Origin of the sequence: Nocardiopsis coralli (genome assembly GCF_014892575.1) — a bacterium.
Lineage (GTDB): Bacteria > Actinomycetota > Actinomycetes > Streptosporangiales > Streptosporangiaceae > Nocardiopsis > Nocardiopsis coralli.
The window spans coordinates 248259-262005 of the sequence record NZ_JADBGI010000005.1; the positions used below are offsets into that span (position 1 = coordinate 248259).

At 70.8% G+C, this 13747-nt stretch carries 11 protein-coding genes; 7 read left to right on the forward strand and 4 right to left on the reverse strand.

Annotation, left to right across the window (positions count from 1 at the left end):
* Positions 1-66: 66 nt before the first annotated feature.
* The 3 genes from IDM40_RS07640 (at position 67) to IDM40_RS07650 (ending at position 4189) form a co-directional block, all read left to right on the forward strand.
* Positions 67-2541, forward strand: a complete 2475-nt coding sequence (locus tag IDM40_RS07640) for an AAA family ATPase (RefSeq protein ID WP_193121213.1) — start codon at positions 67-69, stop codon at positions 2539-2541.
* A 73-nt stretch (positions 2542-2614) separates the two neighbouring features.
* Complete coding sequence (locus IDM40_RS07645) at positions 2615-3349, forward strand: nucleotidyltransferase family protein (RefSeq protein ID WP_193121214.1); 735 nt, start codon at positions 2615-2617, stop codon at positions 3347-3349.
* A gap of 48 nt (positions 3350-3397) precedes the next feature.
* Positions 3398-4189, forward strand: a complete 792-nt coding sequence (locus IDM40_RS07650; RefSeq protein ID WP_193121215.1) for a tyrosine-protein phosphatase — start codon at positions 3398-3400, stop codon at positions 4187-4189.
* A 22-nt stretch (positions 4190-4211) separates the two neighbouring features.
* Here the strand turns inward: IDM40_RS07650 and IDM40_RS07655 are convergent, their stop codons facing one another.
* Positions 4212-5813, reverse strand: coding sequence for a hypothetical protein (locus IDM40_RS07655; protein ID WP_193121287.1), 1602 nt, complete (start codon positions 5811-5813; stop codon positions 4212-4214).
* A 240-nt stretch (positions 5814-6053) separates the two neighbouring features.
* A complete protein-coding gene (locus IDM40_RS07660; protein ID WP_193121216.1) occupies positions 6054-6335 on the reverse strand; it encodes a hypothetical protein in 282 nt (93 codons plus the stop codon).
* 573 nt (positions 6336-6908) lie between these two features.
* On the opposite strand from IDM40_RS07660, the gene IDM40_RS07665 reads away from it, so the two are divergent.
* The 3 genes from IDM40_RS07665 to IDM40_RS07675 all read left to right on the forward strand — a co-directional run bounded on the left by IDM40_RS07665 (position 6909) and on the right by IDM40_RS07675 (position 11481).
* Entirely contained in the window at positions 6909-8963 is a 2055-nt protein-coding gene (locus tag IDM40_RS07665) for a SpoIIE family protein phosphatase (protein WP_193121217.1), read from the forward strand.
* Positions 8964-9211: 248 nt separating this feature from the next.
* The gene (locus IDM40_RS07670; protein WP_407939945.1) at positions 9212-10855 is read left to right on the forward strand and encodes an RNA polymerase sigma factor; all 1644 of its coding nucleotides are present in this window, start codon (positions 9212-9214) and stop codon (positions 10853-10855) included.
* A 329-nt stretch (positions 10856-11184) separates the two neighbouring features.
* On the forward strand, positions 11185-11481 hold the full coding sequence (locus IDM40_RS07675; protein WP_193121219.1) for an MTH1187 family thiamine-binding protein: 297 nt from the start codon (positions 11185-11187) through the stop codon (positions 11479-11481).
* A 39-nt stretch (positions 11482-11520) separates the two neighbouring features.
* Here the strand turns inward: IDM40_RS07675 and yaaA are convergent, their stop codons facing one another.
* Positions 11521-12261, reverse strand: coding sequence for a peroxide stress protein YaaA (gene yaaA / locus IDM40_RS07680; RefSeq protein WP_193121220.1), 741 nt, complete (start codon positions 12259-12261; stop codon positions 11521-11523).
* 87 nt (positions 12262-12348) lie between these two features.
* Between yaaA and IDM40_RS07685 the strand changes: the two genes are divergently transcribed.
* Positions 12349-13029: a GNAT family N-acetyltransferase gene (locus IDM40_RS07685; RefSeq protein ID WP_193121221.1), complete on the forward strand. Its 681-nt coding sequence runs from the start codon at positions 12349-12351 to the stop codon at positions 13027-13029.
* A 150-nt stretch (positions 13030-13179) separates the two neighbouring features.
* On the opposite strand, the gene IDM40_RS07690 is transcribed toward IDM40_RS07685, so the two are convergent.
* The gene (locus tag IDM40_RS07690; RefSeq protein ID WP_193121222.1) at positions 13180-13401 is read right to left on the reverse strand and encodes a DUF7455 domain-containing protein; all 222 of its coding nucleotides are present in this window, start codon (positions 13399-13401) and stop codon (positions 13180-13182) included.
* Positions 13402-13747 lie beyond the last annotated feature (346 nt).

Consider the following 13747-nt stretch of genomic DNA (forward strand, 5'->3'; position numbering starts at 1 on the left):
CGCAGCCGGCCCGCCCGCCCCCGGTCCGGCCGACCGCCCACTGACCCCCAGCAGGAAGGGGCACGGATGACGCGAGAGCCGCGCCCGGCCACCGCGGCGCAGCCCGTACCGACCTCGCGGTTGGACCGACTGCGTCAGCGTTACCACGCCCTTCCGCTGAGCAGGCGCCTGGTCGCCGCGCTCGTGCTCTGCTTCTGCGCCTCCCTGCTCGCGCTCGTGGCCGGCCTCCCCGTGCTGAACGTGTTGACGGCCGTGGTCATGGTGCTGGTGGCCTTCCACGCCCTCATGAGGTCGATGGACGCCTTCATCACCGTCCTGGTGTCGGTGCTGTGGCTGATCCTCACCTCGCTGCTCTTCCAGATCCCCCTCGGCGGAAGCCCCCTGACACTGCTGCTCCTGCCAGTGCCGATCCTGGTCGTGCTCGTCGCCGGGCGTGTGCACGAGTACCCCGTCTGGCACACCACGACCCTGTCCCTGACCGCGGGCCTCATCGCCGGCTTCTCCCTCGCACTGCTGTGGATGATCGTGCGCGGGTTCAGCGGCGGCGCCGACGGCCCGTTCCCCGCCTGGTGGTCCATCGCGCTGGTCTACCTCGCCGCGGCTGCGTGCCTGCTGTGGCGCCTGACCTCCGCCCGGCAGGTCGAGCGCGAGGCCGCCGAGGCCCGGAAGAAGCGCGAGGCCGAACGCCCGGCCCCCACGTCCGGGCCCAAGGACGAAGGGCGCCGCAAGAAACGCGAACGGGCCGACGCGCCGCCCGCGAACCGGGGCGAGGGCCCGGCCGAACCCGCCTCCGACGACGAGCCGGTCCCCGTCGACCAGGCCCTGGCCGAACTCGAGGACATGATCGGCCTCGACCCGGTCAAACAGCAGGTTCGCGGGTTGGCGGCCTCCATCGAGGCGGCCCGGCTGCGCGCCGACGCCGGTTTTCCCGTCGAGCGGCCGCTGCGCCACCTGGTCTTCTCCGGTCCGCCCGGCACCGGCAAGACCAGCGTGGCCCGCACGCTCGCCACCGTCTTCCACTCCTTCGGCCTGCTGCCCTCCGCCCGCGTGGTGGAGGCCCAGCGCGCCGACCTGGTGGGGGAGTACCTGGGCGCGACGGCGATCAAGACCAACGAACTGGTCGACAGCGCGTTGGGCGGGGTGCTCTTCATCGACGAGGCCTACTCCCTGGTCAACGAGGGTGACGGCCAGAGCGACCGCTTCGGCAACGAGGCCGTCCAGACCCTGCTCAAGCGGGCGGAGGACGACCGCGACCAGCTCGTGGTGATCCTGGCCGGCTACGCGGACGAGATGGACGCGTTCCTGTCGACCAACCCCGGCCTGGCCTCGCGCTTCTCGACCCGCATCACGTTCCCGAGCTACTCCGCCGACGAGCTCTTCCGTATCTCGGAGGCCTTGGTGGGCCGCCGCGGCGACACCCTGGAGAGCGAGGCGGCCCGGGCGCTGCGCCGCGGGTTCGACCAGGCCGTCAGGCGCGAGGTCGTCGACGAGCTCGGCAACGGCCGCTTCGCCCGCTCGGTCGTGGAGAAGGCCGCCCAGGCCCGCGACGTCCGTGTGGTCACCTCGGGTGTGCAGGACGGGGCCCCGGCCCCGCGCCCCGAGGCCGAGGAGCTCATCACCGTGCGCGCTGCCGACGTGCGCACCGCCTACACCGAGCTCACCGCGCACCTGGCCGGGTTCGGGGAGTCGCCCGACGTCGAGGAGGCGCTGGCCGAGCTGGACGGCATGATCGGCCTGGAACCGGTCAAGCGCCAGGTCCGCTCGATCGTGGCGCAGCTGCGGGTGGCGACACTGCGCGAGGAACAGGGCCTGGCCAACCAGCCGCCGATGCGCCACTTCGTCTTCACGGGCCCGCCCGGCACCGGCAAGACCACGGTGGCACGGGTGCTGGGCCGGGTCTTCTCCGCCCTCGGCCTGCTCGGCAAGTCCGACGTGGTGGAGGCCCAGCGCGCCGACCTGGTGGGCGAGCACCTGGGTGCGACCGCGCTCAAGACCAACAAGCTCGTCGACCGGGCGCTGGGCGGGGTGCTCTTCATCGACGAGGCCTACTCCCTGGTCAACCCGGGGTACAGCGGAGGGGACGCGTTCGGCCAGGAGGCGATCCAGACCCTGCTCAAGCGGGCCGAGGACGACCGGTCCCGGCTGGTGGTGGTGCTGGCCGGTTACCCGGCGGAGATGGAACGCTTCCTGGGCTCCAACTCCGGTCTGGCCTCCCGTTTCGACGTGCGGGTGGGTTTTCCGTCCTACAGCCCGGACGAGCTCACCGAGATCGCCGAGACGGTGGCGGCCCGGACCGGGGACACCTTCGACGAGGACGCCCTGGCCGACCTGCACAGCATCTTCGGGCACGTGTGCGAGGACGGGCTCATCGACCAGCTCGGCAACGGCCGGTTCGCCCGTTCCCTGTTCGAGAAGGCGTGCTCCAGCCGGGACCTGCGGGTCTCGCAGGAGATCGGGGAGTCGGCGACCGCGGCTGACCTGACCCGCCTGACCAGCGAGGACGTGCGTCTGGCGTACGGCGAGGCCATCCAGGCCGGCTGACCGGGGACCGAAAAGGTGTTACCGACGGTACGGCCCACGGGAACGCGGGATGACGTGCTGCTATGGTCCCCCCATGACGAGCGCGACATCCCCGAACCCCGGGCCCCCGATCACCCAGGCGCTGATCCTCGCCGGTGGTCAGGCCACCCGCCTGCGGCCCTACACCGACACCCGGCCCAAGGCCATGGTCGAGGTCGCCGGGCGCCCGATCATCGACCACCAGCTCGAGTGGCTCGCCGGCCACGGCGTCGAACAGGTCGTCGTCTCCTGCGGCTACAAGGCCGAGGTGCTGCGCGACCACCTGGAGGCACGTACCGAGGGTCCCGAGGTCACCCTGCTGGTCGAGGACGAACCCCTGGGCCGCGGAGGTGCCCTGCGTTACGCGGCCACCGGGTTGCGCGACGCCGAGGCCCCCTACTTCGCGCTCAACGGCGACGTGCTCACCTGGTTCGACCTCACCGAACTGACCGCGCACCACCGCGCGAAGGGCGGCCTGGCCACCCTCGCGCTCGCCCAGTTCCGCACCACCTGGGGCGTGGTCGACATCGACGACGAGGACCGCATCGAGGGCTTCACCCAGAGCCCCCTGTTGCCGGTGTGGATCAACGCCGGCGTGTACCTGTTCGAGCCCGGCATCACCCAGCTGCTGCCGGCCAAGGGCGACCACGAGTCCTCGACCTTCCCCGAACTGGCCGGCGAGGGGAAGCTCACCGCCTACCGCATCGACGGGTTCTGGCGCGGCGTCGACACCGCCAAGGACGTCAAGGAGGCGGGCGAGGAGATCGCCGCCCTGCGCACCGGCGTCTGACCGCCTCCGCCGCCCCGCCGCCCCGTGACGGCCGGCGGGGCGGTGGATATGGTCTGCTCCGTGACAAAAGACGGATTCATCCTCTCCAGTGCCCCCAACTTCCGCGACCTCGGCGGCCACCGGACCGAGAGCGGGCGCACCGTCCGCCCCGGCCTGCTCTTCCGCTCCGACGCCCTGCACTCGGTCTCCGAGGAGGACCTGCCCGCCTACAACGGCCTGGGCATCCGCCAGCTGATCGACCTGCGCACCGGGCACGAGCGCGAGCACCTGCCCGACATCGTGCCCGAGGGCGCCGAGTACACCGTCGTGGGTGTGCAGGACCCCGAGAAGGCCGGCGCCAACTTCTCCCGCACGCTCACCGACCCCGAGGCCGCGCGGGCGATGTTCGGCGACGGGGGCGCCGCCCGGTTCATGGACGGGGTCTACCGCGATCTCGTGCACGACACCGAGGCGCTGGCCGGCTACCGCGACCTGGTCGAACGCGCCGCCAAGGGGCCCACCGCCCTGGTCTTCCACTGCAGCGCCGGCAAGGACCGCACCGGGTGGGGTGCGGCCCTGATCCTGGGACTGCTGGGTGTGGAGCGCTCCGTGATCGTCGAGGACTACCTGGAGAGCAACGCCCGACAGGCCAACACCGACAAGTGGATGCGCCTGCTGTCCGAGCACAGCGGCCTGGCCTGGGAGGACGTCGTCCCCATGACCCGGGTGCGTGCCGAGTACCTGCAGACCGCCTTCGAAGAGGCCGACGCCGTCTACGGTTCCTTCGACACCTACGTCTCCGACGGGCTGGGCGTGAGCGGGGCGACCCTGGAGGCCCTGCGCGAGCGCATGCTGGCCTGAGAGCCGGACACCCGGTCAGGGGTCAGAGGGAATCGAGCCTGCGCCGCAGCTCGCTCTCGCTCGTGGCCGACCCGAGCACCTCGTCGAGGGCCCTCAGTACCGTGGTGCGGTCCACGCCCCGGTCGAGCATGCGGCGTGCGGCCGCCCACAGGTTGGGCGGCCGCCCGTGCCAGAGCCGCACCGCCAGCCGTTCGTGCCGGTCCAACATCCGCTCGCGGTCGGGATCGTGCCCGGTCACCGGCCGGTACCAGTGGTCGCGGCCGCTGGAGTGGCGCCCGCTGTGCGGGGTCGTGGCGTCGTACTCACCGAAGTGGTCGAGCCGCAGCAGGGCCCGGCGCCCGGCGGAGGTGTCGGGGTCGAACTCCTCCGGGGCCCAGGCCACGATCTCGCTGGCCATGAGCGGGAACGCGAACATACGCCGGGCCAGCGCCGCGAAGTCGCCGTCGGGCAGCAACCGCCGGACCGCCTCCTGGCGCAGCCCCAGCGGCCGGGCCGGGTCGCGGTAGGTACGGGCGAAGGAGGCCGTGGACTCCCACACCGCGTCGAGCGTCGCACCGACCTCGACCTGTGGAAGCCCGTTGCGGGCGCCCGCCCAGCGCACCCAGGCGGCCAGCACGTGCGGCATGGCCTCCTGTTCCTCGGGCAGCAGCACCACGCGTCCGGGCAGCCAGTGCAGCAGGAACGACTCCACCTTGCGCGGGCTCACCCTCAGGGGTCGGCCGCTGTCGATGTCGCACCCGTGGGTGATGATGTGGTCGGTGCAGCGGCTGGCGGCGTAGGAGTCCGAGAGCTCGGCGGCCTCGTCGGAGGCGAGGAACCGGGCCGCCAGCATCGCCCGCCGGTCGCGCCGCCACGCCGGTACGGGCGGAGGATCGTCCGCGGCCGGCTCGGGCAGGCGCCGGATGCGTGCGTTGGCCAGGGCGAAGTGCGAGGCCAGCGAACCCCCGGTGAGGTCGGAGGCGGTCAACCCCACGGCCTGGGGGACCGGGGCCTCGGAACGGTCGGCGCCCGAGACCACCTGTTCGGTGCGGTGCAGCGCCCGTTCCAGCACACCGCGCGCCCTGGCCGGCTCGACCTCCTCGAAACGTGCGAAGTCGTCGGCGCGGGCGCGCTCCCGGCACTGTTTCAGCAGCGTCTCGACCTGTGTGGTGATCCAGGCGTCGCGCAGCACGCCGCCGCCGTTGTGGTCCTGCACCAGGATGAGTGCGTGCTCGGGCTCGGCACGGCCCGAACCGCGCTCGCTCTCACGCCCGAAGACCAGCACGAGCTCGTCGATGTCGCCGAACCGGTCGCCGTTGACGTAGGCGGACAGAGGCGTGACCCACCCCAGCTGGGTGGCCCACCCCGGGCCGGTCAGGCCGCGCTCGCGCAGGACGATGACACCCTGTTCGGCCAGGGCTCGCTGGGTGTCGTTGGTACCGAGCGCTGTCACCGCGGCGAGCACGCCCAGGCCCTCGGGGCGGTCGGAGGCGGTGGCGTGGGCGATGAGGCCCTCGCCGATCAGGCGGTCGACGTCGACGCCGGGCAGACGCTCGCCCCACCAGCTGCCGAGCAGCTCACTGAAGGCGATCTCGGCGTCGAGGGGGTGGCGCATGGCCAGCAGGGCTCTGGCGGCGCGGAGCATCTGCTCGAAGACTGCGGTGGGGACGGGTTCGGGTCCTGGGGGTGAGGGAGGCGTTGCGGAGGGCACCACCCGAGGGTATGCCAGAGATTACGGTGGGGCGTCGGTATCGCCGAGCCTGTGGACAACCGGGGGAGGAAGCAGGTCCGGGACGGGAACCGCTGCCGGGTGGGCCTCCCCGGACACACGTCGAGGGCACGCCGTCCGCATCGGACCTGCGTGCCCTTCGTGCTCGGCGTCGCCTCAGCGCGGCCCCGGGACCGTGCGGTGGCCGGTGAACAGGCCTCCGACGTGCGGGGCCCTGTGCTCCGGCCGTGACGGGGGAACCGAGTTGACCATCGCTTCCAGGTGCTCGCGCGCGACCCGCTCCACGAGGTCCGGCGTGACCGGGACCCCCAGGTGTTCGGCGCATTTCCAGGTGTCACTGACGCAGCGCTCCACCTGTCGGTGGGACAGCGCGCCGAACTCGTCGTGGAGCTGTGCCGAGATCCGGCTCAGATCCTGGACCGGGAAGGTCTGGAGCATTCTCGCTCAACCCCTAGCTGAAGATGGTCTGGACGGTGACCTCCACCCATTCCACTTGTTCTCGATCGACTGTCAACCCCCGCTGCCGCACGTGCCTGATAAAACCTCGGGTACCGGCCGTTTACCCACACACCTCCGTCACTGCAGGTCAAAGCTGAAAAAGGGGCGAATCGGACATATAACGGGACGGTTTCGGAGTGTTCTCCACAAACACCGTGAGAACCCGGCGAACCGGAAAGCACAGGAAAGCACGCCGTCCGAGGAACGGTCCCGCCAACACCGTCGGACCGTTCGGTGGCTTACCATTTACGTTCCGCGTCCGTGGCCGTGCCCCGCCCGCGACGGCCGTTGCGTGAGGACCCGTGTGTCTTATGCTTGGGCGGTGACAGCGGCCGAGAGGAGTCATGGAGAGTGACTCCCGAAGGTCGCGGAGCCCCCGACCGCACCCCGGTTCCGCGCCTTCCACGGCACCGGCCGGTGGGCGCCCACAGACCGGCAGGGGCCACGCGGTCCAGACAGAAACCCCCACGAAACACCGATGGGGAATCGAAGGGTTCCGGAGGTGTCGAGCACGTGAGCGCCGAGACATCGATTCCGCCACCGCGAATCGACCAGGCGGAACTTCCCGACGCCGTGACGTCCCTGTTGACGGATTCGCCGATCGGTTTCGCACTCCTCGGCCCGGACGACACGTTCGGAACCATCAACAAGCGCATGGCCGACCTCCTCGGCCGCACCCCTGCCCAGTGCCTGGGGCGCGCTCCCACGACCCTGCTGGAGGAGGCCGAGGAACCCGGCCACGCCGCCGCCTACCGCGACTCCCTCACCTCGGCGCGCGAGAACGGCCAGGCCGTGCGCGACCGCCACCACACCCGGGACGACCAGGTGTGGGACCTGACCTGGTTCCCCGTCACCGAACCCCGCTCCGGCGACCGCCACGTCGCCCTCATCGCCGCCCGCGACCACGACGGTGCCGTCGCCGAACGCGAGGAACAGCGCCTGCGCGCCCTGCTGGAGGCCGGGAACCAGATCGTGTGGACCGCGGGACCGGGAGGAGAGTTCCGCGAGGACTGCCCCCGATGGCGCGCCATCACCGGACAGGAACCCGAGGCCTTCCTCGGCCACGGCTGGCTCGACGCCCTCCACCCCGACGACCGCTGCCGCGTCGAACGTGCGTGGGGCGACGCGGTCCTGGACGTGACCCCGTTCGACGCCATGTTCCGGCTGCGCACACGCTCGGGCGGCTACGACCACTTCCGTGCGCGGGCCCACCCGATCATGGAGGGCGCTGAGACCGCCGAATGGGTCGGGACCCTCGTCGACATCACCACCGAACGCGAGGCCCTCGAACTGCGCCAGCGGCTCAACCAGCAGCTGAGCGAGGCCGCGATGCGCACGGCCCGGCTGCAGAAGGCCACCTCCGACCTGGCCGAGGCGCTCACCGCCGACGAGGTCGTGCACGCCATGGCCGACATCGGGCGCTCCGGCGTCGGGGCGCACCACACCTCCGTCGTCCTGCTGGACCGCGACCGCTCCCGGCTGCGGGTGATGGCCGCCGGCCAGAGCCACGACCTGCCGCGCCGCGCGTTCTCCCTCAACCACCCCGACGTGGCCGCCCTGGCCGTGGCCGGCGGCCGTGCCGTGCTCGCAGACGGCCCCGCCGGACTGCGTGAGCTCCTGGAGGGGGCACCGGAGGCCGACGAGCTCGTCGGGTCCACGCCCGAACGCGCCTGGGCGGCCCTGCCGATGATGGTCGGCGGCCGCCCGATCGGTGCCCTGCGCTTCGCCTTCTCCGCACCGCGCGAGGTCGGTGAGGAGGAGCGTGTGTTCCTCGAGGCCCTGGCGGGGCAGTGTGCCCTGGCCATCGGACGGGCCATGCTCTACGAACGCGAGCACGGCACCGCCGAGGAGCTTCAGCGCAGCCTGCTGCCCGAGGAGCTCCCCGAGGTCGAGGGCGTGAACCTGACCGCGTTCTACCGGTCCGGGTCCCAGCACGTGCAGGTCGGCGGCGACTGGTACGACGCCTTCCCGTTGCCCGACGGGCGTGTGGCCGGGGTCCTCGGCGACGTCATGGGCAAGGGCATCCCGGCCGCCGCCGGAATGAGCCGGATCCGCAACGCGTTGCGGGCACTGGCCTTCTCCATGCCCGAACCCGCCGACGTCCTCACCGGATTGGACCGCATGTTCGCGGCCACAGAGGGAATGGACCAAGTGACAACACTGGTCTACTTCGTCCTCGACCCGGTGACGGGACAGCTCGACCTCAGCAACGCCGGACACCTTCCGCCGCTGCTGGTCGGCAACGCAGGTCCCTCCTTGCTGGAGACCGACCCCGACACACCACTGGGGGTCAGCTCGGAGCGGGGGCACCACAAATTCTTCGTGCAACCCGGTAACACGGTGGCCCTGTACTCCGATGGACTGGTCGAGAACCGCAAAAGGTCCGTCGACGCCGGGTTGGACGAACTCGTCCACGTGGCGTCGGAGGCTCCGCCGGAGGTCGTGGGCGATCCACAGCAGATGCTGGAGTACCTTGTGGAGAGGATGCTCGAAGGGTATGAGCAGGACGACGACGTCACGCTGCTCGCCGTTCAACTTCCGGTGATCGATTCGGCGCCGGAGCGGTAGACCGTACGAACAAGTCCAATGTCTTGCCTACAGTGAAGAAGCCGTTCCACCCCGCGACGCGGGGATGAACCCCGGCTTCCCCGCCCAGTGGGGGATCCCAGGCCGCAGGTGGGAGAGGGCGACGCGCCCGGTCCCGGCCAGGCGGGCCACCGGGTCCGAAGTCTCGCCACACGTCCGTTCGAGAGGTGTTTGTGTCATCTGCCAGTTCGACTCGCTCGAAGCAGTCGGAGTCACTGCAAGAGCCCGTCATTCAGCAGCTGATCGAGCGTGGGCGGTCCCAGGGCTTCCTTGAGCCCGAGGACGTGCGCCGTGCCTTCGAAGAGGCCGAAATCCCCATGTCCCAGGCGCAGTCCGTGCTCCGCAGCCTCGCCAAGGAGGGCGTGACGGTCCTCGTTCCCGAGTCGGCCTCCTCCCGCCGCAAGTCTTCCTCGCGGCGCAAGTCGGCCTCCACCACTCGTTCGGCTCCCGCCGCTGAGCGTTCGGCCGCCCAGCCAAGCGCTCCGGCCAAGCCCGCCGCCAAGCCCGCGCGTGCTGCCGCTGCGCAGGAGCAGCCCGAGACGGTCACCGCCGTCGTGGACTCCTCCGACGACGAGCAGCCCGACGAGAAGGCGTCCGCCAAGAAGGCGGAGGCCAAGAAGCCCGCTGCGAAGAAGACGGCTGCTGCCAAGCCTGCCGCCAAGGCCGCCACCGGCGCCAAGAAGACGGCCGCGGCGTCCAAGAAGACGGCGGCGTCCACCAAGAAGTCGGCCAAGAAGGACCTCGAACTGGCCCCGGCCGGCGAGTTCGCCGACGAGGACATGGACGACCTCGAGCACACCGGCGCCGAGCTGGAGCTGGTCGAGGACCCGGCCGAGACCGAGAAGAAGCCGGTCAAGCCGGAGGCCGTGGGCGCCCCGACCAAGCCGGCCAACGAGGACGAGTCCTTCGTCCTCTACGACGATGACGACGACGCCCCCGCCGCCCAGGTGGTCGCGGCCGGCGCCACCGCCGACCCGGTCAAGGACTACCTGAAGCAGATCGGCAAGGTGCCCCTCCTCAACGCCGAACAGGAGGTCGAGCTCGCCAAGCGCATCGAGGCCGGCCTGTTCGCCGAGGAGAAGCTCTCCGAGGAGAGCGACGCCCTCACCTTCGAGCTGCGCGACGAGCTGGACTGGATCGCCGAGGACGGCGGCCGCGCCAAGAAGCACCTGCTCGAGGCCAACCTGCGCCTGGTCGTCTCTCTGGCCAAGCGCTACACGGGCCGCGGCATGCTGTTCCTGGACCTCATCCAGGAGGGCAACCTCGGTCTGATCCGTGCGGTCGAGAAGTTCGACTACACCAAGGGCTTCAAGTTCTCGACCTACGCGACGTGGTGGATCCGTCAGGCCATCACCCGTGCCATGGCCGACCAGGCCCGCACCATCCGTATCCCGGTGCACATGGTCGAGGTCATCAACAAGCTGGCCCGCGTCCAGCGCCAGATGCTCCAGGACCTGGGCCGCGAGCCCACCCCGGAGGAGCTGGCCAAGGAACTCGACATGACCCCCGAGAAGGTCGTCGAGGTGCAGAAGTACGGCCGCGAGCCGATCTCCCTGCACACCCCGCTGGGCGAGGACGGCGACAGCGAGTTCGGTGACCTCATCGAGGACTCCGAGGCGATCCAGCCCGGCGAGGCGGTCAGCTTCACGCTCCTGCAGGAGCAGCTGCACTCGGTGCTGGACACGCTGTCCGAGCGCGAGGCCGGCGTCGTCTCGATGCGTTTCGGTCTCACCGACGGCCAGCCGAAGACTTTAGACGAGATCGGCAAGGTCTACGGGGTCACCCGCGAGCGCATCCGGCAGATCGAGAGCAAGACGATGTCGAAGCTCCGTCACCCGTCGCGTTCGCAGGTGCTCCGGGACTACCTGGACTAGGACCCGGCCGGTCCCCAGGTAGGAAGTCAGACCGAAGAAGGCCTGAGCCGATGCGCCGCCCCGACCCCTCGGGGCGGCGCATCGGCGCGTCGAGGGGTTCGACGTCCGCGGGTGTGGCGATCAGTCAGCGTGTGATCCCCGCGAGGCGGGCACGGCGCCCGTGCACCGCACAGCGTCTTCATCCGACGCGCAACATGTTGCCGCAGGTGTTGTAGGTGCGACATAAAGTTACGATACCGGGTCGTATTGTGACTCTGAGTGTCTGGACGTGTGCGATCCCGGTGGTGGAGCCTTGACATGTCTCGGGCCCGCGGGGGCAGCATGGAGACATGATCGTAGCGTTCTCCGTAGCACCGGAAGGTAACGGCGAGTCTCTCGCACCGGCTGTGGCCCGTGCGGTCCGGGTGGTGCGCGAGAGCGGACTGCCCAACGAGACTTCGGCGATGTTCACCACTGTCGAAGGAGAGTGGGACGAGGTCATGGACGTGGTCAAACGGGCCACCGAGGCCGCCGGTGAAGGCGCCTCCCGCATCTCGCTCACCATCAAGGCCGACATCCGCGAGGGCGTGAGTGACGCCCTGCACGGCAAGGTCGACGCGGTCGAGCGCGAGCTCGGCAGCGGCTGAGACCCTACCGGCGAAAAACAACCGGCCGGGGGCGATGTGTCAGTCGCGCACGACGACGTCGAGCCGCCCCCGGTCCAGTTCCACCGTGTATCCCAGGTCGCGCAGCGCCCCGGTGAGCTCCTCCGGGGTGCGCGCGTCCACGTTCTCCAGCAACAGCGAACGGGCGATGTCGCCCCGGGTCGCCTTGGCCATGTGGCTGACCACCGACCTCTTGGCCTGCCCGTCCACCACACGTTCGCGCAGCACCCGCACCGGCAGGGCGGCGCCGCTCTTGTACGCGGCCGCGTAGGCCGAGGAACGGCAGTCCACCAGCAGGTGGTCCCCGGTGAACCCCTCCAGCTCCTTCTTCGCCTCCCGGCGCCAGTACGCCGCCAGCCCGCCCAGCGGCGGGAGCTTGACCCCCATCGACAGCCGGTACGGAGGCAACCGGTCGGCCGGGCCCACCGCACCCCACAGCCCCGAGAAGATCAGGACGCGGTCGGTGCGGGGAAGGTCGCCCAGGCCCAGGCGGTCGTAGAGCACACCGGTGTAGAGCTGGTCGGCGCGCAGGGTCGGCGCGGTCTCCAGTGACAGGTTCCGCTTCAGGGCATCCGCCTGCGTGGGGGACAGCCCCAGGACCTCGCGGGCCTCCTCCTCCGGACCCGAGCACACCTCGGCCAGCGCCGCCATGACCTGCTCACGCGCGGGCCGCAGCCCCGGGAGGGTCAGGGAGTCCAGGTCGAGCGGGGGTCCGTCGCCGTCGGTGGCCTTCCCCTCGGACGGCGGCAGGAGGACGAGCATGGCGGCTCCAGGTGACGGTGGGGCGGAGGAACCCACCCATGGTAGGCCCCGCTAGGATCACGGCTTCCCGAACGTGAGGAGGCCGACATGCACGCGTGGGCACGCCGGGTGGCCGCGGACTGGCCGGCGTTGGAGACCGTCGAACGCGGCGGATGGCGCCTGGGCTGGGGCGACGGTGTCACCAAACGCGCCAACTGCGCGCTGGTCCTGGACCCCGGGGCCGACGTCGGCGAGGTCACCCGGTTCTACCGCGGGCACGGGCTCTCTCCCTGTGTGCAGGTCTGGCCGGGGGAGGAAGGGGTCGACGCGCGGCTGGCCGAGGCCGGCTACCGGACCGTCGAACCCACACTCGTGCTCGACCGCGGGCTCGGCGACCGCCCCGACGGGCCGGGCACGACGGAGATCGGTGTCAGGCCGGCGCCGCAGTGGTCGGCCCTGACCTCCGGCACAGGGCACCAGGTCCGCGGGGTCGAACGCATCCTCGGGCAGGTCGAGGCGGGGTACGGGGTCGCGCCGGGCGGACAGGGGCGCGGCTGTGTGGTCGTCGACGGGGAGTCCGCCGCGATCTGTTCCATGGTCACCGCGCCGGATGCCCGTGGCCGGGGCGTGGGGCGGGGCGTGCTCGCCGACCTTCTGGCCTGGGCCCACGACAAGGGCGCCCGCAGTGGGTACCTGTGCGTGGTCGAGGGGAACACCCCGGCGCTGGGCCTGTACGAGGGGTTCGGGTTCGCGCGGGTGAGCCGGTACCACAACCGCGTCCTGGGATGAGGGGCTGTTCGCGGCCGAGCCGGATCGTCGCGGGCGGGCCGTCAGGGTCCCGGAACAGCCGTGGGCGGCGGCCCGACAAGGCCGCCGCCCACGCAAGCATGTTCTGTTGTGTCTTGTAGGGCCACGGGGTCACCCGCAACCGCGTTGTGGCTAACGCTCGTCCGTGGCGTTGTTGCTCTCGTGGAGCTTGTCGGTCTCGTCCTGGATGTCCGAGGCGATCTTGCGGATCGAGTCGTCGTGCTTGCGCATGTGGTGAGCGCAGAACAACAGCTCTCCGCCGGAGTTCAGCAGGACCCGGACATACGCCTGTGCACCACAGCGGTCGCAACGGTCAGCGGCCGTCAGCTGGGTGGGGGCAAGGGTTCCAGTCACTTCGCCATCCTCAATACTCGGCGTTAGTCACCTCTGACAACATCTAACCCGGCGCGGACGTTCCCAACCTGATCCCGTGTACGCCGACAGCGGAATCAGCCTGGAAGATTCCCTTTCGTCCCGGTTCGGGGGCAATGTCACCGCGCGTCGGCCCTTGTCTTCGGTGTACCCCTCGTGGTGCTTCCACATCCCCGGAAAACAGGAGCTTCCCGGTCAGCGGCCACCGGCCGCGGACCAGGGAGGTGGTAGTCTCGCGCGAGGCAGGACCCGCCGACCGACCGCGCGGAACACTCGATGCCGCCGCGGGCCCCGCGGCGGACGCACACCGCCGGCACCTTCCGCCCCT